This window comes from Pseudomonas sp. SB113 (assembly GCF_040754745.1).
GTDB classification, from domain to species: domain Bacteria; phylum Pseudomonadota; class Gammaproteobacteria; order Pseudomonadales; family Pseudomonadaceae; genus Aquipseudomonas; species Aquipseudomonas grimontii.
This window is the reverse complement of the sequence record NZ_JBFMHW010000045.1, coordinates 1-21,270: the sequence shown is the minus strand read 5'-3', so window position 1 is coordinate 21,270 and position 21,270 is coordinate 1. Positions and strand designations below refer to the sequence as shown.

Genomic DNA, 21,270 nt, shown 5'->3' with positions numbered 1-21,270 from the left:
GGTAAACCGGCAGGGATGCCGGTTTAGCCGCCCCGCGCCATGGATGGCGCGTGGCGGCGGCCCCCCAAATCACTGTCGGATTACGGGCACACCGAGCCTGGGCGAGGTGCCGAGTGGTGGGGCGAGGACCTTTTGCTTACTTTTGGGTCCTTCCAAAAGTGAGTCGCTGTAAGAGCGAAACCATAAGCGGCCGTTACCGCAGCAACGGATATGTACTCATTCCAACCCCAGCAAATGGTCGGCCCAGAGGCCGCCATCGGGGGCAAGCCCCCTCCCACATTTAGCTCTCGGGGCATCAGTTAGATAGTCGTCGGCTCCCGGGCCGTCACGGTAGCAAGCCCCTCGCCACAGGTTCAGTGTCACGCCAAAGTTGTGTAGATACCCATGCCCCGATGAGGGAGTGTCAGTTGATGGATTTGGTACTGACCCACTGCAATCGGGAGCAAGTCAAACCGTCGCACCGCCCCTCCCACATTTTGACCGCGGTGTGCCTGTCAAATATCAAACAGTTGGAGCCCATCCCATGGCCTTTACCCTTGAATTGGAAGAGTGGGTCGGCAGTGCCTGGCACCGCTTTATCACCCGACGCGCCAGTGTCGATTTTCCGCACGCGCGGGTCGATCTGGTCGACCGCCAGCGCAGCCTGGCCGTGTTGTTTCGCGCCTTGGGCGGTGCCAGCGGGATCGCCCTCGAAGCCGCCAGCGAACGCGACCTGCTGCTGCGCCGCAACCTGTTGATGCGCATCGCCGGCACCTGCAAACATGCACCCCTGGCCTCCTGCGATGGCAACCGTCTGCGCCTGCCGTCGAGCCTGGCGGTGTACCCCACCGTCGCGTTGAACCTGGAGTTGTACCGTTGGTTGGCGCTGCTGGCCGCCCATGCAGGCCCCATGACCCATTGGGGCCGCGACAACCAACGCTGGACCTGGCTGCTGTTGCAACGCTTTCCGGCGCTGCTGCCCAGTTACCAGCGCCTGGTGGACGCGCACCTGACGCTACGCCCCGACCCGGCCAGCCTCAAACCCGGTGAAGCGGCCCTGGAAAAAGCCCTGCGCAAGGCTCTGCGCGAGCCCGGCAGCGTGCGCCATTTACCCCGCAGCGAACGCGCCGCCTGGCCGTTGCCCTTATGGCTTTACCCGCCGTTGCACCTGGACACGCCCCAGGCCCTCGACCTTGAAGATGATGCCGATGACCTCGCCACCCCGCCCGGCGAGCAGCAGGGCGCGCCCAAACGCGCCAGCCGTGTGGATGACCACAGCCGCGAGGGCGGCCTGCTGGTGGTGCGCCTGGAAAACCTGTTCAGTTGGACCGAGCACGTCGACCTCGATCGCTGGGCCGACGACAGTGAGGACCCGGACGCCGCCCGCGTCGCCGAAGACCTCGACCAACTGAGCCTGTCGCGCCAGCGCGTGCGCAAGAGCGGTGGTCTCAAACTGCACCTCGACCTGCCGCCCGCCGATGTGGATGACATCCCCCTGGGCGAGGGCATCAAGCTGCCCGAGTGGGACTATCGTCAACAATGCCTGCAACCCGGTTTCGTCAATCTGCAACTGATGCAGCCACGTGCCGATGCACCGCAACCGTTACCGGCCCGATTACTCGGCCCAGCCCAGCGCCTGCGCCGTCAATTCCAGCAACTGCGCACCGACCGCCAATGGCTGCGCCAGCAACCCCAAGGCGCGGAACTGGACCTGCAGGCCTGGGTGGATTTCCAAGTGCAACGCCAACATGGCACCTGCACCGAACGCGGCTTGTACCAGGAGCAACGTCACACCCGACGCGACCTGGCGTGCCTGCTGTTGGCGGACCTGTCGATGTCTACCGACGCGCATTTGAACGACGAGCAAAAGGTCATCGACGTGATCCGCGACAGCCTGTTGCTGTTCGGCGAAAGCCTGGCCGGGCTGGGAGATGCGTTTGCGCTGTATGGTTTCTCGTCGCTGCGTCGTCATCAGGTGCGCCTGCAACAGCTCAAGACGTTCGAGCAAGCCTATGACGACCGCACGCGCGGTTGCATCCAGGCGCTCAAACCGGGCTATTACACGCGCATGGGCGCCGCGATTCGCCAGGCCACCCAGTTGCTGGGCGCGTGCAAACAGCGGCGCAAGTTGTTGTTGCTGCTGACTGATGGCAAACCCAATGACCTGGATCTGTATGAGGGCCGCTACGGGGTCGAAGACACCCGCCAGGCAGTGGTCGAGGCGCGGCGCCAGGGCCTGATTCCGTTCTGCATCACCATCGACAAACAGGCTGGGGACTATTTGCCCTACATGTTCGGTGCCCATGGCTACACCCTGATCCGCCAACCGGAGCAGTTGCCGCTGCGGTTGCCCCAGCTGTACCGGCAACTGACCGAGGGTCAGTAGAAGTCGCGCGGCAACCAGAAGAACATGGCGATGCAAAACAGTGTCAGGCTCAGGCAGAACCACTGGAAACGCCGCAAGCGAAGGGCCTGTACGCCGGCGTCCGAGGCGGGCAGGGCCATGCCGCAATCCGTGCACTGCTCATGCTTGTCGGCATTGCGCTGCTGGCAGTAGAGGCAGGTTTTCACTCGAATTGCTCCAGGCGCAGCCGATCCAGAATGGCAATCTGACGTCCGTCCTGGGTGATGATCTTTTCATCGATCAGGCGCCGGATAATCCGCGAAAAGGTCTCCGGCTGGATCGACAGGTGCCCGGCAATCAACTGCTTGGCCATGGGCAGTTCGAAGCGACTGTCGGTGCAGTGCAAGTGCATCAGTTGGGTCAGCAGGTAGCGCACCACGCGGTGGGTGGCGTTTTTCAGCGACAGGGTTTCGATCTCGTTGACCCGCTGGTGCAGGCGCACGCACAACTTGCCGAGCAGGGCGAAGGTCAGGCGGCTGTTGCTGTGCAGCAGGCGCATGTAGGTGGCGTTGGACAAACGGTACAACTGGGTGGGGCACACCGCTTCGGCGCAGGCCACGTAGTTGGGGGTGTCCATCAGCATCATGGCTTCGGCGAAGGTCTGGCGCTCGCCGATCACTTCGAAGACCTTCTCCTGGCCGTCGGGGGTCAAGCGGTAGATCTTCACCGCACCGGCAATCACGAAGTAAAACGCATCGGCTGGTTCGCCCTGGCGGAACAACGGCTCGCCCTTGTCTATGCTCAGCAGTTGGCTGTTGCTCATCAGCTCGTTGAGTTCTTCCTCGTTCAGCGGTTCGAACAGGTGATGGCTGCGCAGGATCTGGTGGTGCACGCGATGCAGCACCATGCCCGGCTCCTTGAACAGCAGCGGGGCGTTCACACCAGCACCAGCGACAGCCCGCTGGCGGCGGCCAGCATGGAGCCGAGAATCACAAACCAGGCGAGGGGGACATAGGCGTTTTTCATCATGGCTCCGGGGTGCGGTGTGGATATAGGCGCGAGGGTAATCCCTTGGCTCCGAGAGCGACTTGATCTACGACAAGGGCAACGCACGCCCATCGGCGCAAGATTGCCGCAGTCCTGAAGGGAGACCTGTTATGCAAGTGCTCGATCGGCGCAAGGCAATGTCGATTACCCCGTTGTTTCGCCTGGCCTTCCGGCCATTCTTCCTCGGCGCCTGTGTGTTGGCGACGCTGGCAATCCCCTTGTGGCTGTTGGCCCTGGGCGGGCACCTCGGCACCTGGCAACCCGCCGGCGGCTGGCTGGCCTGGCATCGGCATGAGCTGCTGTTCGGCTTTGGCCTGGCGATCATCGCCGGGTTCCTGCTCACGGCGGTGCAGACCTGGACCGGTCGCCCAGGCATCAGCGGCAACGCCCTGGCGCTGCTTGCCGGCCTGTGGCTGGCCGCGCGCCTGGGGTGGCTGTTCAACCTGCACTGGCCGCTGCTGGCGGTGCTGGAACTGACCTTCCCCCTGGCCGTGGCCAGCGTGATGGGTTGGACCCTGTGGCAGGTACGCCAGAAGCGCAACTACCCGATTGTGCTGGTGTTGGCGCTGTTGACCGTGGCCGATGCGCTGTCGCTGTATGGCTTGCTGCGCAATGACCCAGGCCTGCAACGCCAGGCGGTGCTGACCGGCCTGTGGCTGGTGGCGGCGATGATGGGCTTGATCGGCGGGCGGGTGATTCCGTTTTTCACCCAGCGCGGGTTGGGCCGGGTCGAGGCGGTCAAGCCCTGGCCATGGCTGGACCGTATGTTGCTCGGCGGCTCGGTGCTGATCGCCGTGCTGTATGCCGCCGGGCCTGCGCTGGCCGCCCACCCAGGGATCGGCCTGCTGTTCGCCGCCCTTGGGCTCGGGCACTTATTGCGCCTGGTACGCTGGCATGATCGCGGCCTGTGGCGGGTGCCGTTGCTCTGGTCGTTGCACCTGGCGTATGCGTGGCTGGCCGTGGCCTGCCTGGGCATGGCGCTGTGGCACTTCGGCGCGCCGCTCAATCCCAGCCTGGCCGTGCATGCATTGACCATCGGCGCCATGGCCGGCCTGATCCTGGCGATGATCGCCCGCGTCAGCCTGGGCCACACCGGCCGCCCGTTGCAGCCGCCAGCGGGGATGACCCTGGCATTTGGGCTGCTGAACCTGGCCTGTGTGTGCCGGGTGGTGCTGGTACTGCTGTTGCCGATGGCCGCATTGTGGCTGGCGGGTGTGTGCTGGACCGTCGGGCTCGGCCTGTACCTGTGGCGGTATGGCCCGATGCTGTGGCAGGCACGGGTCGATGGGCATCCAGGCTAGGAGAACGTCATGCTCTATTCCACCTTGTTGATCGTGCATCTGCTGGCGGCGATTGCCTTTATCGGCACGCTGTTTTTCGAAGTGGTGATCTGGCACAGCGCCCGTGAGGAGCTGGCCTGGTCGGCGCAGTTCACGTCCGACCACGCCATTGCACGGCGTTCGCGCCAGGTACTGCACGGCGTGGTGGTGTTGCTCTACGGCGCGGGCATCGGCCTGGCCTGGCACTATCGCGGGCTATTGGTGGTGCCCTGGGCCAGCCATTTCGCCGCGCTGCTGAGCCTGAAAATCCTGCTGGCCCTGAGCATCATCGGCCACTATCTGTGGCTGGCGTACCTGCTGGGCCATCAGCGCCTGAGCCCAAGGCGTGCGACGTGGATTCGTCGCAGCATCCTGGGGCATATGGTAGTGATCGTGATCGTCGCCAAGCTGATGTTGCGTTGATCAGGCGGCGGGGTTCAGCGCCTGGATGAACAACACGTCGTTCTCCAGGCGGATGTGCTCGCGCAGGTCGTCATGAAACGCCGTGAGCTGCTCGTACAGGCTGCGCCAGGTGCCGCAGGCGCCGGACGGCGGGGTGATGCGGTCGGTCAGGCTTAACACCTGCTCCAGCGCCTCGCCGTGCTGGCCGTGCTCATGGCGCATCACCTGGATCGGCATGCTTGCCTGTGGGCCCATGCCCATCTTCAACATCGGGAACAGCACCTGTTCCTCCTTGAGCATGTGGTTCTCCAGTTCCTGCTGGATGTCGAGCAGCAGGTCTGCGAGGCCGTTGGGGCATTGCCGGTGGTGGCCATGGACTTGCTCGACCCGGTTGGCCAGGCGAATCAGCTCCGGCAGTTGCTCGCGATGCCGGGCGTGGTAGCGCGCCAGCAGGTGGTCGATCAATTGATCCTGGGGTTGGGTGTTCCAGTCGCTCAGGCTCATCGGGTTTCCTCATCGGGGATAACGGTATGAACGAGTGGTTGCAGGCACCATGCCAATCCGAAAGCTGTTGATAAATAAGGTTTTATTGTGAGGTGAGGTGATCATGACCACCCTATGCCAGGGTAATGCGAACCCCATCAGGGTCGAGGCGACCCTGGCGGCCGACGAGATCCTTGGGCAAAGCCAGGTGCTGCGCCAGTTGCTCACTGAGTTGACGGTGCTGGCGCAGACCGAGTTGCCGGTGCTGTTGCAGGGCGAGACCGGCGTCGGCAAAGAGCTGTTCGCCCGCCGCCTGCATCGCCAGTCGCGGCGTTGCCACCGGCCGCTGGTGCAGGTCAACTGCGCGGCGCTGCCGGAGGCGTTGGCCGAGAGCGAGTTGTTCGGGCATGTCAAAGGCGCTTTTTCCGGCGCCAGCCATGACCGCGCCGGGCGTTTTGATGCGGCCCATGGCGGCACACTGTTTCTCGACGAAGTGGGGGAATTGCCCCTGAGCATTCAGGCCAAGTTGCTGCGCACCCTGCAAAATGGCGAGATCCAGCGCCTGGGCGCCGACCGGCCGTTGCAGGTGGATGTGCGCATCATCGCCGCCACCAACCGCCACTTGCCGGACTGCGTGCGCGATGGCTTGTTTCGCGCGGACCTGTATCACCGCCTTTCGGTCTACCCGGTGACGATCCCGGCCCTGCGCGAGCGTGGCGATGACATCCTGTTGTTGGCCGAGCACTTTGTTGAACTCAACCGTGTACGCCTGGGGTTGCGTGGCCTGTGTCTATCCGCGGCTGCGCGCCAGGCGCTGCTGGGTTATGCCTGGCCGGGCAATGTGCGCGAGTTGGAACATGTGATCAGCCGGGCGGCGTTGAAGCTGTTGTGTCGGGTTGGTAGCAGTGCGTTCATGAGCCTTGAACCGCAGTGGTTGGGGCTGGGCGATGCCGTGCCTGTGCTTGAACCGCCGGTGTTGAGCGGTGAGGTGTTCCAGCCGTTGGCGGTTGCGGTGGATGAGTGTCAGCGTCATAAGATTCGTCAGGCGCTGGAGCATTGCGGCGGCAATTGGGCGAGTGCGGCGCGTTTGCTGGGGGTGGATTCGAGCAATTTGCATAAGCTGGCGCGGCGGTTGGGGCTTAAGTAGAGAGCCAGATCCAGATCCAGATCCAGATCCAGATCCAGAGCAGGCTGATATCTACTTGGTGTATGGAGATCAAATGTGGGAGGGGGCTTGCTCCCGATGGCGGCCTCCGGGCCGACCATTTTTTTGGATTGGACCGGGGGCATATCCGTTGCTGCGGTAACGGCTACTTAGGGTTCCGCTCTTACAGCGGCTCACTTTTGGAAAGGCCCAAAAGTAAGCAAAAGGCCTTCGCCCCAACACTCGGCACCTCGCCTAGGCTCGGTGTGCCCGAACGAAGGCTTGAATCCGTGGGCCGCCGTCATGGGCCATCCTTGGCCCAGGACGGCTAACCCGGCGTCCTGCCGGGTTACCCACGGATTCAAGCCTGCGTTCGGCCAGCGTGTTTGACGGGGCGCCTAGGATCAAGATCAAAAGCCAGAGCCAGAGCCAGAGCCAGAGCAACAGCAACAGCAACAGCAACAGCAACAGCAACAACGCGATCAGTTATGTAGAGCCCAAACGTCAAGCACTCACATGCGGCGTCATGCCACGGGCGAATGTTGATCGTGGTCAAGGGATAACGGCGCGGTAGTTCCCACACTGTGGCGAACTTTCTGGAGGACCGTGCCATGCCCTTGTCTCTTGCGCAATTGCGCCGCAACTACACCCTTTATGGCCTGCGTGATGACTTGGTGCAGGACGATCCCTTGGTGCTGTTCGGCCAGTGGTTGGATCAGGCGCGCAAAACCGAGGTGCCTCCGGCGGAGGCCAATAGCATGGCGCTGGCCACCGTGGACAGCCAGGGCCATGCCCATTGCCGCATCTTGCTGCTCAAGGGTTTCAGCGCTGAGGGTTTTTTCTTTTTCGGCCATTACCAGAGTGCCAAGGGTGAGGAGTTGGCGAGCAATCCCCATGCGGCCATGACGTTTTTCTGGCCGGGGCTGGAGCGTCAGGTGCGTATCGAAGGGCCGGTGGTGCGTGCGGATGCGCAGTTGTCGGACGATTATTTCGATGCGCGTCCGGCCGCCAGCCAGTTGGGTGCGTGGGCCTCGCCGCAAAGTCAGCCCCTGAGCCATCGCAGCGAGTTGGAAAGCCGCTTGCGTGATGTCACCGAGCGTTTCGCCGGGCAGCAACCGCCACGCCCCGAGCATTGGGGCGGTTATCGCCTGCAACCGCAGCGCATCGAGTTCTGGCAGGGCCGGCCCGACCGTCTGCATGACCGCCTCGACTACCGCCTGCACGCGGGCACGTGGCAGCGCACGCGCCTGGCCCCCTGAACGAGATACCTCCTTGGAGGAATAGGCCCTGCGCCCGTTGCGGCGCAGGCTGACGGCAACTTTCTTCACGCCTGGAGCCTTGATCATGGCCCATTTGAAACAACGCAATTTCGTGCCGCTGAACATCGCCGTGCTGACCATCAGCGACACCCGTACCCTGGACACCGACACCTCCGGCCAGACCCTGGTGGACCGCCTCGAAAGTGCTGGGCATGTGCTCATCGACCGTGGCCTGGTGATCGACGACATCTACCAGATCCGTGCGCAGGTTTCGCTGTGGATCGCCGACCCCGAGGTGCAAGTGGTGCTGATGACCGGCGGCACCGGTTTCACTGCCCGCGACAACACGCCCCAGGCGGTGTTGCCGTTGCTGGACAAGCATGTCGAAGGCTTCGGTGAGCTGTTCCGCCAGGTGTCCCTGGCCGAGATCGGCACTTCAACCTTGCAGTCCCGAGCGCTGGCGGGCATCAGCAACGGCGTGCTGGTGTGCTGCATGCCGGGCTCGCCGGGCGCGTGCCGTACCGGCTGGGATCAGATTCTGGCGGGGCAATTGGATAGTCGCACCGGCCCATGCAACTTCGTGCCGCACCTCAAGCCCCAGCCCGAGCAAATCCTGCAAGCCTGCGAGTCGCGCTCATGAGTGTCTCGGTGTGTGACAGCGGCCATCTGATGCCGGTGGACGAAGCCATCGCCACGCTGCTGGCCCAGGCGCCGCCACCGCCCTCCATCCAGGTGATCGGGCTGGAGCAGGCGCTGGGGCGGGTGATCGCCGAAGAACTGTTCTCACCCCTGGATTTGCCCGGCTTCGACAACAGCGCCATGGACGGCTACGCCCTGCGCGCCCAGGACGTGCCGGCTGAAGGCGGCTACCTGATGCTCGCCGGGCGCGTTGCGGCGGGGCAGCACAGCACGACGAACGTGCAGGCCGGGCAGGCCGTGCGCATCTTTACCGGCGCGCCGGTCCCGCCCGGCGCCGACACGGTGGTGCCTCAAGAGCGTTGCCGCCCGTACGGCCAGCGCATCTGGTGCCCGCCGGTACGCCTCGGCGAGCATGTGCGCAAGCAGGGTGAGGAGCTGCAGCGCGGGCAAACCCTGATCGCCGTCGGCAAACGCCTGCGCGCCCAGGACATCGGCTTGCTGGCCTCGGCCGGCATCCCCCGATTGAAAGTCTATCGCCCGCTGCGGGTGTGCCTGCTCAGCAGCGGCAACGAGCTGCGCGATCCGGGCGAAGCGCTGGTGCCGGGGCAGATCTACAACAGCAACCGCTATGCCCTGGCCGCGTTGTTGCGTGGCTGGGGCGTGGACGTGCATGACTACGGCGTGATGGCCGACGAACTGGCCGCCAGCCGTGATGCGCTGGCCCTGGCCTCGTCCGAATGCGACCTGTTGCTGACCTCCGCGGGTGTGTCGGTGGGGGAGGAGGACCATCTCAAGCAGGCCATCGAAGAACTCGGCCACGTGGACTTCTGGCGCCTGGCGATCCAGCCCGGCAAGCCCCTGGCGTTTGGCGAAGTCGCGGGCAAACCGTGGCTGGGCCTGCCCGGTAACCCGTCGGCGGCGCTGATCACCGCGCTGGTGGTGGTGCGTCCGTTCCTGTTGCGCGCCCAAGGTGTGGAGCGCGTGCTGCCGGTGCCGATCCAGGTGCCGGCCGCGTTTGAATGGCTCAAGCCCAATAAGCGCCGCCAGTACCTGCGTGCACGCCTGAGCCCCGGTGAGGACGGGCAACTGCGCGCCGTGCTGCACCCCCAGCAAAGCTCGGCGATGCTGACCGCTGCGTGCTGGGCCGATGGCCTGGTGATCGTCGAGCGTGAGCATCAGGTGCTCAAGGATGAACCGGTGCCGTTTGTGTCTTTTGCCGAATTTTTGTGAGGAGCCCCCATGCAACTGGTCTGCCCCGCAGGCAACCTGCCTGCGCTCAAAGCCGCCGTGCGCCAAGGCGCCGATGCGGTGTATGTCGGTTTTCGCGATGACACCAATGCCCGGCATTTCGCCGGGTTGAACATGGACGACAAACAGTTCGACGGTGCCGTCGCCTTTATTCGCCAGCACCAGCGCAAGCTGTACGTGGCGGTCAATACCTACCCGCAACCGAAGATCTGGGCACGCTGGCAACGCGCCGTCGACCGCGCGGCGGACCACGGCGTGGACGCCCTGATCGCCGCCGACCCCGGCGTGCTCGACTATGCCAGCCGCCAGCATCCACACATGGCGTTGCACCTGTCGGTACAGGGCTCGGCCACCCACGCAGCGGCGCTGAAGTTCTATGCCGAACGCTACGGCATTCGCCGCGCGGTATTGCCCCGTGTGTTGTCCCTGGCCCAGGTCAAACAGGTGGCTGCGAGCAGCCCGGTGCCCATCGAAGTGTTCGGTTTTGGCAGCCTGTGCATCATGGCCGAGGGGCGTTGCCACCTGTCTTCCTACATCACCGGCGAGTCGCCCAACCTCTGCGGCGTGTGCTCGCCGGCCAAGGCGGTGCGCTGGAGCGAGGATGCCGAGGGCTTGAGCGCGCGCCTGAGCGAAGTGCTGATCGACCGCTACACCGCCGACGAACCCGCTGGCTACCCGACCCTGTGCAAGGGCCGTTTCCTGGTCGGCGGCAAGCGCTTCCATGCCCTCGAAGAACCCACCAGCCTCGACACCCTCGACCTGGTACCGGAGCTCAGCGCCATCGGTGTCGAAGCGGTGAAGATCGAAGGCCGCCAACGCAGCCCGGCGTATGTGGAGCAAGTCACCCGCGTCTGGCGCGCCGCGCTCGACGCCCACCGCAACGCACCGGCCAGCTTTGTGGTCAAGGATCAATGGCGCCAGGTGCTGGCCGGGTTATCCGAAGGCAGCCAGACCACACTCGGCGCCTACCATCGTGCATGGCAGTGAGGAGACACAGATGAAACTCAGCCTGGGACCGGTGCTGTTTTATTGGGACAAGGAACACCTGGGGCGCTTCTACTCGGACATGGCCGGCTTGCCCCTGGACGTGATTTACCTGGGCGAAACCGTGTGCGCCAAACGCCGCGCGTTTTCCCTGGACCATTGGTTGGGTTTGGGCCGGGAGCTGCAAACCTACAGCTCGGCGCAGATCGTGTTGTCGAGCCTGACCTTGATCGAAGCCGCCTCCGAACTCTCGAGCCTGCGCCGCCTGTGCGACAACGGCGAACTGTTGGTGGAGGCCAATGACATGGGCGCGGTGCAGATGCTGATCGAGCGCAAATTGCCCTTTGTCGGTGGCCCGGCGCTCAACCTCTACAACGGTCACGCCCTGGTGCAACTGCTCGACGCGGGCATGCAGCGCTGGGTGCCACCGGTGGAATGCTCCCAGGGCCTGATCGCCGACGTGCTGGAACAGGTGCGCGACTTGGGCCGGCCGTTGCCCGAGGTGGAGGTCTTCGCCTACGGCCATTTGCCCCTGGCCTACTCGGCGCGTTGCTTCACCGCTCGAGCGGAAAATCGCCCCAAGGACGACTGCCAGTTCTGCTGCATCAACTACCCCGATGGCATGGCGCTGACCAGCCAGGAAGGGCAGGCATTGTTCACCTTGAACGGCATCCAGACCATGTCGGCCGACGTTACCAACCTGCTGGCCGATTACGCCGGCCTGGTGTCCAGTGGCGCCGATCTGTTGCGCCTGAGCCCACGGGCTGAAGGCATGGTCGAGGTGGTGCGCGCTTTCGATCAGGTGCGCCAGGGCGCCACGCCGCCGCTGTATGTCGATGGCTGTAACGGCTACTGGCACGGCCAGGCGGGCATGTTGCGGGTTGAGGAGGTGGGGCTGTGTTGAGTCGTAAACAATGGCTGCTCAAGGGCGCCGATCAGTTCTTCCCATTGATCCGTCGCGTGCCGTTTGGCGTGCAGCGCCTGGTCCTGCAGCAAGCCCTCAACCGCTGCCTGGCCGAACCCCTGCGCGACGGCGGGTTTGACCTGCTGCGCGGGCGTTGGATGTGCTTGCGTATTCCTGACCTGGGGTTGTGCTGGTACCTGACCTTGGCGCGGGACGGGTTGCGCATTGCGCAAAAGGCCGAGGCCCAGGTGAGCATCAGTGGCAACTGGCGGGAGTTTCTGTTGCTCGCCAGCCGGCAGGAAGATCCGGATACGTTGTTCTTTCGGCGGCGGTTGGTGATCGAGGGGGATACGGAGTTGGGGTTGGGGTTGAAGAATTTGATCGACAGTCTGGATCCGGATGTGTTGCCGCCTTGGTTGTGGCGGAACTTGGAGCGGGCGGGGCGGGGGGTTGCTGTTTGATTGGGGGTATATCCGTTATTTAGGTAACGGCCGCTATTGGTTCCGCCCCCACAGTTTGATCGCACCCATCAGGTAGACCTCGGCCTGGTTTTGCGCTGGCTTTTGCGGCCGTGGAGCCGACCGGCGTTGGGTCTGGTGTACTCGGTTAACAATGTGGGAGGGGGCTTGCTCCCGATGAGGGCGTGTCAGTGGCTGAATGTGTGGCTGACTGACTGCTATCGGGAGCAAGCCCCCTCCCACAGTTTGATCTCCATGCAGCAGGGAGGTATCACAGGCTTTTGCTCTGCTTTTTGATCAGCCCGTGGCACCGCCAACCCCCGCGCCCAAACGCCACACCCTGCCTAACTTGATCTCAATCAAGGGCCACCCCCCACCCTCCCACCTACCATCGCCCCCATCTCCAGCGCCATGACGAAGGGTACCCATGACCCGCTCTACACGCTTCACCCTCCAATGCCTGGTCATGTCGGCACTGCTCACTCTCTTCGTCAGCGCCCACGCCAAACCCTACGGCGCGATCGAACAGCAACGCATCAACCAAACCTTTCCCCAGCACGACGCCGTCTCCGCCCCCGAAGGCAAGTTCAACGTCCGCACGATCACCCAGGCCAACACCCCCATCGGCTACGTGTTCCAAAGCCTCGACGTGGTGGCGATCCCGGCCTACTCAGGCAAGCCCATCAACACCCAGGTGATCCTCGACACGGCCGGCATCATCCGTGACGCCTACGTACTGGAACACCATGAACCGATCCTGTTGATCGGCATCCCCGAGGTCAAACTCCACGACTTCACCAGCCATTATGCGGGCGTCGACGTGCGCCAACGCGTGGTGGTCGGGCGTTCCAGTGACCCCAAGGCCGTCACGGTGGATGCGATTGCCGGTGCCACGGTCACCGCGATGGTGGTCAACGAGGTGGTCATGCGTGCGGCCCATGAGGTGGCGGTCTCGCTCAAGCTGATCGACGGCAAGGCCGCCACCGCGCAGAAAGTTGCGCTGATCCGTACCGACGAATTCGCCCCCGCCACCTGGGAGCAGTTGACCGGTAACGGTGCGATTCGCCGCCTGCACTTGACCCGTGGCCAGGTGGACGCCGCCTTCAAGGACACCGCCGCCGAAGCCGGTGAGGCGGCCAATGAGACCTTTATCGACCTGTATGTGGCCGACATCAACCCACCGGGTATCGGCCGCAACCTGCTCGGTGATGCGCACTACGCCAACCTGATGCACACACTCAAACCCGGCGAGCAGGCCATCGCCGTGCTTGGCCGTGGGGTGTTTTCGTTCAAGGGCTCGGGTTATGTGCGCGGTGGGATTTTCGATCGGGTGCAGTTGCGCCAGTTCGGCAATGTGATCAGCTTTCGCGACCTCGATCACCAGCGCATCGACGATGCCTACGCGCAGGACATGCCGGATTTCACCGAGATGTCGGTGTTTATCGTGCGCCCACAGGCAGCATTCGACCCCGGTTCCCCCTGGACCCTGGAGTTGTTGGTGCGACGCCAGACCGGCCCGGTCAGCGGCACCTTCAGCAGTTTTGAATTGCCCTACCAATTGCCGGAGCAGTACCTCGAACGGCCACCGCCCACTGCTGCGGAACAAGCCGCGCTGGATGAGGCCAACCGCCCGCTGTGGTTGACCATCTGGTACCAGAAGCAGGTCCAGGTGCTGGTGCTCGGCGTGGCGCTGCTAGTGCTCACCGCGATCCTGTTTTTGCAGGACAGCCTGGCCCGTCGTCCGCGTCTGTTGCACTGGCTGCGGCGTGGCTACCTGGTGTTCACCGTGGGGTTTATCGGTTGGTATGCCCTGGGGCAGTTATCGGTGGTCAATGTGCTGACCTTTGTGCATGCGCTGGTGCAGGATTTTCGCTGGGAGTTGTTCCTCACCGACCCGCTGATCTTCATGCTCTGGGTGTTTACCGCCGCGAGTATTTTGCTCTGGGGCAGGGGCGTGTTCTGCGGCTGGCTGTGCCCGTTCGGGGCCTTGCAGGAATTGCTCAACGAGGCGGCGCGGCGCCTGAAGGTCCGTCAGTTCGAATTGCCCTTTGCGCTGCATGAGCGGCTGTGGGCGATCAAGTACCTGATCCTGTTGCTGCTGTTCGGCTTGTCGCTGGAGTCCATGGCCACCGCTGAACGCTTCGCCGAAGTGGAACCGTTCAAGACCGCCATCACCCTCAGGTTCGAGCGCCAGTGGTGGTTCGTGCTCTACGCCGTGGCGCTGCTGGTGATCAACCTGTTCACGCGCAAAGTCTACTGCCGCTACCTGTGTCCCCTCGGCGCCGCCCTGGCGATCCCGAGCAAATTCCGCCTGTTCGACTGGCTCAAGCGCCGCCAGGAATGCGGCAACCCCTGCCAGCTGTGCGCCAAGGAATGCGAGATCCAGGCGATTCACCCGGACGGCCATATCAACGCCAATGAATGCCACTACTGCCTCGACTGCCAGATGACCTGGCACAACGAAAACAAGTGCCCGCCGCTGATCAACAAGCGCAAGAAGCGCAACAAAGCGCCGCCCGGACAGATCCCCGTGGTGCAGATAAATCCCAACCCTTGAAGGAGCAACCCCATGAACGATACAGACGACAAACATGAAGGCCTGACCCGGCGCAGTTTTCTCGGTACGGGGGCGGTTACCGGCGCGGTACTCGCCGGGGCTTCGGCCATCGGCGGTGCGGTGTTTACCCGTGAATCCTTTGCCGCCGCGGCCAAGGACGCCAAGTCGAAAATCCATGTGGACCCCGGCCAGCTCGACGACTACTACGGCTTCTGGAGCGGCGGCCACCAGGGTGAGGTGCGGGTGCTGGGCATCCCGTCGATGCGTGAGCTGATGCGTATCCCGGTGTTCAACGTCGACTCGGCCACCGGTTGGGGCCTGACCAACGAGAGCAAGCGCATCCTGGGCGAGGGCGCCAAGTACGCCAATGGCGACTGTCACCACCCGCACTTGTCCACCACCGATGGCCGTTACGACGGCAAATACCTGTTTATCAACGACAAGGCCAACACCCGGGTGGCGCGCATCCGCCTGGACATCATGAAGTGCGACAAGATCCTCACCGTGCCCAACGCCCAGGCGATTCACGGCCTGCGCCTGCAAAAAGTGCCCTACACCAAGTACGTGTTCTGCAACGCCGAGTTCATCATTCCGCACCCCAATGACGGCAAGAATTTCGACCTGCAGGACCGCAATGCCTTCACCATGTTCAACGCCATCGACGCCGAAAAAATGGAAATGGCCTTCCAGGTGATTGTCGACGGCAACCTCGACAACGCCGACATGGACTACACCGGCAAATACGCGGCGGCCACCTGCTACAACTCGGAAAAGGCCACCGACCTGGCCGGCATGATGCGCAACGAGCGCGACTGGGTGGTGGTGTTCAACATCCCGCGCATCGAAGCGGCGATCAAGGCCGGCAAGTTCATCAGTGTCGACGGCGCCAAGGTGCCGGTGGTGGACGGACGCAAATCCCTGGACGGCAAGGACAGCGAATTCACCCGCTACATCCCGGTGCCGAAGAACCCCCACGGCTGTAACACCTCGCCGGACGGCAAGTATTTTATCGCCAACGGCAAGCTGTCGCCGACCTGCACCATCATTGCCATCGACAAGCTCGATGACCTGTTCAGCGGCAAGATCGCCGACCCGCGCGGCGTGGTGGTGGGTGAGCCGGAGCTGGGCCTGGGTCCGTTGCACACTACCTACGACGGGCGCGGGTTTGCCTATACCACGCTGTTCATCGACAGCCAGGTGGTGAAGTGGAACATCGCCGAGGCCATCCGCGCCTATGGCGGCGAGAAGGTCAACTACATCAAGCAGAAGCTCGATGTGCAGTACCAGCCCGGCCACAACCACGCTTCGCTCACCGAAACCCGCGACGCCGACGGCCAGTGGCTGATGGTGCTGAGCAAGTTTTCCAAGGACCGTTTCCTGCCTACCGGCCCGCTGCACCCGGAAAACGATCAGTTGATCGACATCTCCGGCGACGAGATGAAACTGGTGCACGACGGCCCGGCCTTTGCCGAACCTCACGACTGTGTGATGGCGCGCCGCGACCAGATCAAGACCAAGAAAATCTGGGAGCGCGACGATCCGTTCTTTGCCGAAACCGTGGCCATTGCTGCCAAGGACGGGATCAAGCTGGAAACCGACAACAAGGTGATTCGCGACGGCAACAAGGTGCGCGTGTACATGACCTCAATGGCCCCGGCCTACGGCCTGGGGGAATTCACCGTCAAGCAGGGCAATGAAGTCACCGTCACCATCACCAATATCGACATGATCGAAGACGTGACCCATGGCTTTGTCATGGTCAACCACGGCGTGAGCATGGAGATCAGCCCGCAGCAGACCTCGTCGATCACCTTCATCGCGGATAAACCGGGGTTGCATTGGTACTACTGCAGCTGGTTCTGCCATGCGCTGCATATGGAGATGGTGGGGCGGATGAAGGTCGAACGGGCCTGACGAAAGGACCCCGCAGGACAAAGGTGGGAGGGGGCTTGCTCCCGATGGCGGTGAATCAGCCAAGGATGCATCAACTGATACACCCTCATCGGGAGCAAGCCCCCTCCCACATTTAGCCGCATTCAGTTTAAGGACATCACTGTGGCTCGATCATTCATCATCTTGATAGGGCTCGCACTGCTCTCGTTTGGTGTGGGCGCCACTGTGCGCCCACTCACCGACTTGCCCCTGCAAACCGACGGCCCCAACCGCTGGCGCCTGCCCGCCGGCGAATACCGGGGCGCGTTCCGCATCGATCAACCGCTGCAGTTGACCTGCGCGCCCGGTGCCGTCTTCCAAGCCGAAGGCCAGGGCAATGGCCTGCTGATCAGCGCCCCGGACGTCAGCGTCCAGGGCTGTACATTCCTCGATTGGGGCCGCGACCTCACCGCCATGAACGCCGGCATCTTCATCCAGCCCCAGGCTCGGCGCACTCAGTTAGTGGGCAACCGCCTGCAAGGGCCGGGCTTCGGTATCTGGGTCGATGGCACGGCGGACGTCAGCCTGATCGACAACCGTATCCAGGGCGATCCGTCCATCCGCTCCCAGGACCGTGGCAACGGCATCCATCTGTATGCGGTACACGGTGCCCGCGTCATCGACAACCAGGTGCGCGACACCCGCGACGGCATCTACATCGACACCTCCAACGGCAACCTGCTGCAAGGCAACACCCTGGAAGACCTGCGCTACGGCATCCACTACATGTTTTCCAACGACAACCAGGTGCTGGGCAATACCACTCGCCGTACGCGCACCGGCTACGCCCTGATGCAGAGCCGCCAGTTGACGGTGATCGGCAACCGCTCCGAGCAGGACCAGAACTACGGCATCCTGATGAACTACATCACCTATTCCACCTTGCAGGACAACCTCGTCACCGATGTGCGCGACGGTGCCACCGGCGACACCATGATTGCTGGCGGCGAAGGCAAGGCGCTGTTTATCTACAACTCGCTGTTCAACCGCATCGAAGGCAACCGTTTTGCGCGCAGTGCGGTGGGCATTCACCTCACCGCCGGCTCCGAAGACAATCGCATCGCCGGCAACGCCTTTGTCGACAACCAACGCCAGGTCAAGTACGTCGCCAGCCGCTTGCAGGAGTGGTCGGCCGACGGCCGGGGCAACTACTGGAGCGATTACCTTGGCTGGGACCGCAATGGCGATGGCCTCGGCGATGTGGCCTACGAGCCCAACGACAACGTCGACCGCCTGCTGTGGCTCTACCCCCAGGTGCGCCTGCTGATGAACAGCCCCGGCATCGAGTTGCTGCGCTGGGTGCAGCGCGCATTCCCGGTGATGAAGTCGCCGGGTGTGATGGACAGTCATCCGCTGATGCAAGCCCCCATTCCCAAGGAACCTGCATGATGAACGTGGTCGAGATCGAAGGGGTCAGCCAGCGTTATGGGCAGGCCACAGTGTTGCATGACTTGAACCTGAGCCTGGCGCCCGGCGAAGTGCTGGGGCTGTTCGGGCACAACGGCGCGGGCAAGACCACCAGCATGAAACTGGTGCTGGGCTTGCTGGAGGCCAGCGCCGGGCAGGTGCGGGTGTTTGGCCGTTCACCGAGGGACAGCCACGTGCGGCAACGCCTGGGGTATTTGCCGGAAAACGTCACGTTCTACCCGCAACTGAGCGGTGTCGAAACCCTGCGCCACTTTGCCCGGCTCAAAGGTGCGCCGCTGCACCAGGTGGAGCGCCTGCTCGAAGACGTCGGCCTGAGCGTGGCGGCGGGTCGCCGGGTCAAGACCTACTCCAAAGGCATGCGCCAGCGCCTCGGCCTGGCCCAGGCGTTGCTCGGTGAGCCGCAACTGTTGCTGCTGGATGAACCCACGGTGGGCCTCGACCCGATTGCCACCCAGGACTTGTATAGCCTGCTCGACCGCCTGCGTGCGGGAGGCACCAGCATCATTCTGTGTTCCCACGTGTTGCCCGGCGTCGAGGCGCATATCCACCGCGCGGCGATCCTCACCCAGGGGCGCTTGCTCGCCCTCGGCAGCCTGGCGCAACTGCGCGCCGAGACCGGGCTGCCGACGCTGATCCGCAGTCGCGGCTTGCAGCATGTCGAGCGCCTGCAACAACGCTGGAGCGCCGCCGGCCACGTCACCCGTCGTTGGGGCGACGACGGGCTGCAAGTGGCCGCCTGCAGCGCCAACAAGGTCGAGCTGTTGCGTCAGCTGCTCGCCGAGGACAACCCCAGCGAAGTGGAGATGCTGCCGCCGTCCCTGGAGGACATCTACCGCCATTACGTGAACACGGGCGTGGTCACGGCCAAGGAGGCGCTGTTATGACACCGATCTGGAACATGGCCCGCAAGGAGTTCTGCGACGGCCTGCGCAACCGTTGGCTGTTGGCGATCAGCCTGTTGTTCGCGGTGTTGGCCATCGGCATTGCCTGGCTGGGCGCCGCCGCTGCGGGGCAACTGGGCTTTACCTCGATACCGGCGACCATCGCCAGCCTGGCGAGCCTGGCGACTTTCCTGATGCCGTTGATTGCGTTGCTGCTGGCCTATGACGCGATTGTCGGCGAAGACGAAAGCGGCACCTTGCTGCTGTTGCTTACCTACCCCCTGGGGCGCGGGCAGATCCTGTTGGGCAAGTTTGTCGGCCATGGGCTGATCCTGGCGCTGGCCACGGTGCTCGGCTTTGGCTGCGCGATGCTCGCCATTGCGCTGCTGGTGGATGACGTCGAGCTCGGCGTACTGCTCTGGGCCTTTGGGCGTTTCATGCTGACCTCGACGTTATTGGGCTGGGTGTTTCTCGGCTTGGCCTATGCCCTGAGCAGCCGCTGCGCGGAAAAGTCTACGGCTGCCGGCCTGGCCCTGGGCGTGTGGTTTTTCTTTGTGCTGGTGTTCGACCTGGCGTTGCTGGCGCTGCTGGTGGTCGGCAAGGGTCAGTTCAGCCCGCAGGGGTTGCCCTGGCTGTTGCTGCTCAACCCCACCGACGTGTATCGGCTGATCAACCTGTCCGGCTTCGGCACGGGCACGCAGTCCATCGGGGTCATGGCCCTGGGCACGGACCTCGACGTACCGCCGCAGGCCCTGTGGGCGTGCCTGTTGGCCTGGGTGGCCGGGCCGTTGGCGCTGGCCTATGGGATGTTTCGGCGTCGCGCCGCTTGACGATTTTTTTGACTGCTGGAGTAAGCGATATGGGTTTTAAGACACGGGTACTGGCGGCGTTGCTGGTCGGTTTGCTGCTGACAGCCTGCGACAAGGAGCAGGCGTCGAGTTTCAGTGACGCGCCGGTGGCATTTCATCCCAACGATGAGTGCCACGTGTGCGGCATGGTCATCAATGAGTTCCCCGGACCCAAGGGCCAAGTGGTGGAGCAGGGCGGGGTGAAGAAGTTCTGCTCCACCGCCGAGATGCTCGGCTGGTGGCTGCAACCGGAAAACCACCATGACACCGCCAAGCTGTATGTGCATGACATGGGTCGCAGCCAGTGGGACACGCCGGACGACAGGCACTTGATCGATGCCCGTACCGCGTTCTATGTGCTCGGCACCGGGCTCAAGGGCGCGATGGGCGTGGTACTGGCCTCGTTTGCCGATGAGGCCAAGGCGCAGAAAGTCGCGACGGACACCGGGGGCAGGGTGTTGCGCTTTACCGAGATAGACCTGGCGCTGTTGCAACAGCCAGCGGGGCATAGCGGGCACTGAATCAGCCGGCCTGGTAGCCCATCAACTGTTCTTCACACAAGATCCGGATGGTGCGCCGCTGCACCTCGATCAACCCGCCTTCCACCAGCCGGTGCAGGATCCTTGAAAAGGTCTCCGGCTGGATCCCCAGCTTCGACGCCACCAGGCGCTTGGGCACTTGCAGCACCACCTCGCCACTCAGCGCATCGCGTTCCTGGAACAGGAAGTTGATCACCCGGCGGCTGGCGTTGGCCAGGGTCAGGGTGTCGATGTCCTTGAGGCGTTGGTGTAGGTGGATGCTCATGCTGGCGAGGATTGCCAGGCAAATTTTCGGCTGGTCCTCCAGGGCCCGGCGGTAGTGCTGGCCTTCGATGCTGACTAGCACACTGTCCTTGAGCGCAGTGGCGCTCACTGGGTAGGCCTTGGCCTGGGTGAACAGCAGGGCTTCGGCAAAGGTCTGGCCGGGCTGGATGACTTCCACCAGGTGTTCCTGGCCTTCGCCCGTGACCCGATGCAACTTGATCTGGCCGCTGACCAGCAGGAAGAAACGGTCAGCCGCGTCGCCCTGATGCATCAAAGGCGCATGGCCGGGCAAGCGCTTGAGGTTGGCCAGGGTGCAGACATCCTGGAAGGTTTTTTCCGGGAGCTGGCTGAACAGGTGATGGCGACGCAGGGTGAGGACGATGTGGGGATGGGTGAGCATGTTTGGGCCTCCGCAATGGGGTAGCGTAGGGGGCTTGGTGCGGGGTTGATATGCCTCTGTGGGGGTACCTCTTGCGGGGCTTGTGTAAAAAATGTGGGAGGCGGCTTGCCCCCGATGTCCATAAGTATCTACACAACTTCAGTAGGATAACGCGTAGCAGCTGTCGAGCCTTGGCGAGGCTGCGTTTGCGGCGCGTCTGACACACCGCCGA

Annotated in this window: 19 protein-coding genes and 1 pseudogene; 16 read left to right on the top strand and 4 right to left on the bottom strand. The window is 63.5% G+C overall.

Translation table 11 applies throughout. From position 1 onward, the window contains the following. The first annotated feature begins 523 nt into the window (after nt 1-523). Nucleotides 524-2,365 carry a nitric oxide reductase activation protein NorD gene (locus AB1462_RS30900; protein ID WP_367248886.1) on the top strand — a complete coding sequence of 614 codons (1,842 nt, stop codon included), beginning with the start codon at nt 524-526 and terminating at the stop codon, nt 2,363-2,365. On the opposite strand, the gene AB1462_RS30895 is transcribed toward AB1462_RS30900, so the two are convergent. Next, nucleotides 2,359-2,550: a protein DnrP gene (locus tag AB1462_RS30895; protein ID WP_090403099.1), complete on the bottom strand. Its 192-nt coding sequence runs from the start codon at nt 2,548-2,550 to the stop codon at nt 2,359-2,361. The two genes, AB1462_RS30900 and AB1462_RS30895, sit on opposite strands and share 7 nt — an antisense overlap. Next, nucleotides 2,547-3,230, bottom strand: coding sequence for a Crp/Fnr family transcriptional regulator (locus AB1462_RS30890; protein WP_090409922.1), 684 nt, complete (start codon nt 3,228-3,230; stop codon nt 2,547-2,549). Before AB1462_RS30890 ends, AB1462_RS30895 begins: the two co-directional genes overlap by 4 nt. Before the next feature lie 250 nt (nt 3,231-3,480). Between AB1462_RS30890 and AB1462_RS30885 the strand changes: the two genes are divergently transcribed. Continuing rightward, nucleotides 3,481-4,671, top strand: coding sequence for an NnrS family protein (locus tag AB1462_RS30885; protein ID WP_367248884.1), 1,191 nt, complete (start codon nt 3,481-3,483; stop codon nt 4,669-4,671). A gap of 9 nt (nt 4,672-4,680) precedes the next feature. Next, nucleotides 4,681-5,112: a hypothetical protein gene (locus AB1462_RS30880; RefSeq protein ID WP_315338735.1), complete on the top strand. Its 432-nt coding sequence runs from the start codon at nt 4,681-4,683 to the stop codon at nt 5,110-5,112. Here AB1462_RS30880 and AB1462_RS30875 read toward each other — a convergent pair. Beyond that, nucleotides 5,113-5,583: pseudogene (locus AB1462_RS30875) on the bottom strand (hemerythrin domain-containing protein); the annotation flags it as partial. Between the two features lie 115 nt (nt 5,584-5,698). Between AB1462_RS30875 and norR the strand changes: the two are divergent. The 13 genes from norR (at nt 5,699) to AB1462_RS30810 (ending at nt 20,377) form a co-directional block, all read left to right on the top strand. After that, nucleotides 5,699-6,721 (top strand): nitric oxide reductase transcriptional regulator NorR, encoded by a 1,023-nt coding sequence (gene norR / locus AB1462_RS30870; protein ID WP_090403107.1) that lies wholly within the window; start codon nt 5,699-5,701, stop codon nt 6,719-6,721. A gap of 608 nt (nt 6,722-7,329) precedes the next feature. Next, the gene (gene pdxH, locus AB1462_RS30865; protein ID WP_090403109.1) at nt 7,330-7,977 is read left to right on the top strand and encodes a pyridoxamine 5'-phosphate oxidase; all 648 of its coding nucleotides are present in this window, start codon (nt 7,330-7,332) and stop codon (nt 7,975-7,977) included. A gap of 85 nt (nt 7,978-8,062) precedes the next feature. Then, the gene (gene moaB, locus AB1462_RS30860; RefSeq protein ID WP_090403112.1) at nt 8,063-8,617 is read left to right on the top strand and encodes a molybdenum cofactor biosynthesis protein B; all 555 of its coding nucleotides are present in this window, start codon (nt 8,063-8,065) and stop codon (nt 8,615-8,617) included. Continuing rightward, nucleotides 8,614-9,846 (top strand): gephyrin-like molybdotransferase Glp, encoded by a 1,233-nt coding sequence (gene glp, locus AB1462_RS30855; protein ID WP_367248881.1) that lies wholly within the window; start codon nt 8,614-8,616, stop codon nt 9,844-9,846. The genes moaB and glp overlap by 4 nt, the downstream gene beginning before the upstream one ends. Nucleotides 9,847-9,855: 9 nt before the next feature. Beyond that, nucleotides 9,856-10,851, top strand: a complete 996-nt coding sequence (locus AB1462_RS30850) for a peptidase U32 family protein (protein ID WP_090403116.1) — start codon at nt 9,856-9,858, stop codon at nt 10,849-10,851. 10 nt (nt 10,852-10,861) lie between these two features. After that, nucleotides 10,862-11,752: a U32 family peptidase gene (locus tag AB1462_RS30845; protein ID WP_367248879.1), complete on the top strand. Its 891-nt coding sequence runs from the start codon at nt 10,862-10,864 to the stop codon at nt 11,750-11,752. Continuing rightward, on the top strand, nt 11,746-12,213 hold the full coding sequence (locus tag AB1462_RS30840) for an SCP2 sterol-binding domain-containing protein (RefSeq protein WP_259195044.1): 468 nt from the start codon (nt 11,746-11,748) through the stop codon (nt 12,211-12,213). Before AB1462_RS30845 ends, AB1462_RS30840 begins: the two co-directional genes overlap by 7 nt. Nucleotides 12,214-12,637: 424 nt before the next feature. Continuing rightward, nucleotides 12,638-14,767 (top strand): transcriptional regulator NosR, encoded by a 2,130-nt coding sequence (gene nosR, locus AB1462_RS30835; protein ID WP_367248878.1) that lies wholly within the window; start codon nt 12,638-12,640, stop codon nt 14,765-14,767. 12 nt (nt 14,768-14,779) lie between these two features. Beyond that, nucleotides 14,780-16,681 (top strand): TAT-dependent nitrous-oxide reductase, encoded by a 1,902-nt coding sequence (gene nosZ, locus AB1462_RS30830; protein WP_315338727.1) that lies wholly within the window; start codon nt 14,780-14,782, stop codon nt 16,679-16,681. Nucleotides 16,682-16,837: 156 nt separating this feature from the next. Continuing rightward, complete coding sequence (locus AB1462_RS30825; protein ID WP_315338747.1) at nt 16,838-18,088, top strand: nitrous oxide reductase family maturation protein NosD; 1,251 nt, start codon at nt 16,838-16,840, stop codon at nt 18,086-18,088. Next, nucleotides 18,088-19,011 (top strand): ABC transporter ATP-binding protein, encoded by a 924-nt coding sequence (locus AB1462_RS30820; protein ID WP_259195048.1) that lies wholly within the window; start codon nt 18,088-18,090, stop codon nt 19,009-19,011. The genes AB1462_RS30825 and AB1462_RS30820 overlap by 1 nt, the downstream gene beginning before the upstream one ends. Further along, nucleotides 19,008-19,838 carry an ABC transporter permease gene (locus tag AB1462_RS30815; RefSeq protein ID WP_090403130.1) on the top strand — a complete coding sequence of 277 codons (831 nt, stop codon included), beginning with the start codon at nt 19,008-19,010 and terminating at the stop codon, nt 19,836-19,838. The genes AB1462_RS30820 and AB1462_RS30815 overlap by 4 nt, the downstream gene beginning before the upstream one ends. 29 nt (nt 19,839-19,867) lie before the next feature. Then, a complete protein-coding gene (locus AB1462_RS30810) occupies nt 19,868-20,377 on the top strand; it encodes a nitrous oxide reductase accessory protein NosL (protein ID WP_259195046.1) in 510 nt (169 codons plus the stop codon). A gap of 1 nt (nt 20,378) precedes the next feature. On the opposite strand, the gene AB1462_RS30805 is transcribed toward AB1462_RS30810, so the two are convergent. Next, nucleotides 20,379-21,059 carry a Crp/Fnr family transcriptional regulator gene (locus tag AB1462_RS30805; protein WP_090403133.1) on the bottom strand — a complete coding sequence of 227 codons (681 nt, stop codon included), beginning with the start codon at nt 21,057-21,059 and terminating at the stop codon, nt 20,379-20,381. Nucleotides 21,060-21,270 lie beyond the last annotated feature (211 nt).

Excerpts from the sequence above, each read along its gene's own strand:
- AB1462_RS30900 (WP_367248886.1), top strand. The coding sequence starts at position 524 with ATGGCCTTTACCCTTGAATTGGAAGAGTGGGTCGGCAGTGCCTGGCAC.
- AB1462_RS30890 (WP_090409922.1), bottom strand. The coding sequence starts at position 3,230 with ATGGTGCTGCATCGCGTGCACCACCAGATCCTGCGCAGCCATCACCTG.
- AB1462_RS30885 (WP_367248884.1), top strand. The coding sequence starts at position 3,481 with ATGCAAGTGCTCGATCGGCGCAAGGCAATGTCGATTACCCCGTTGTTT.
- AB1462_RS30880 (WP_315338735.1), top strand. The coding sequence starts at position 4,681 with ATGCTCTATTCCACCTTGTTGATCGTGCATCTGCTGGCGGCGATTGCC.
- norR (WP_090403107.1), top strand. The coding sequence starts at position 5,699 with ATGACCACCCTATGCCAGGGTAATGCGAACCCCATCAGGGTCGAGGCG.
- pdxH (WP_090403109.1), top strand. The coding sequence starts at position 7,330 with ATGCCCTTGTCTCTTGCGCAATTGCGCCGCAACTACACCCTTTATGGC.
- moaB (WP_090403112.1), top strand. The coding sequence starts at position 8,063 with ATGGCCCATTTGAAACAACGCAATTTCGTGCCGCTGAACATCGCCGTG.
- glp (WP_367248881.1), top strand. The coding sequence starts at position 8,614 with ATGAGTGTCTCGGTGTGTGACAGCGGCCATCTGATGCCGGTGGACGAA.
- AB1462_RS30850 (WP_090403116.1), top strand. The coding sequence starts at position 9,856 with ATGCAACTGGTCTGCCCCGCAGGCAACCTGCCTGCGCTCAAAGCCGCC.
- AB1462_RS30845 (WP_367248879.1), top strand. The coding sequence starts at position 10,862 with ATGAAACTCAGCCTGGGACCGGTGCTGTTTTATTGGGACAAGGAACAC.
- nosR (WP_367248878.1), top strand. The coding sequence starts at position 12,638 with ATGACCCGCTCTACACGCTTCACCCTCCAATGCCTGGTCATGTCGGCA.
- nosZ (WP_315338727.1), top strand. The coding sequence starts at position 14,780 with ATGAACGATACAGACGACAAACATGAAGGCCTGACCCGGCGCAGTTTT.
- AB1462_RS30820 (WP_259195048.1), top strand. The coding sequence starts at position 18,088 with ATGAACGTGGTCGAGATCGAAGGGGTCAGCCAGCGTTATGGGCAGGCC.
- AB1462_RS30815 (WP_090403130.1), top strand. The coding sequence starts at position 19,008 with ATGACACCGATCTGGAACATGGCCCGCAAGGAGTTCTGCGACGGCCTG.
- AB1462_RS30810 (WP_259195046.1), top strand. The coding sequence starts at position 19,868 with ATGGGTTTTAAGACACGGGTACTGGCGGCGTTGCTGGTCGGTTTGCTG.
- AB1462_RS30805 (WP_090403133.1), bottom strand. The coding sequence starts at position 21,059 with ATGCTCACCCATCCCCACATCGTCCTCACCCTGCGTCGCCATCACCTG.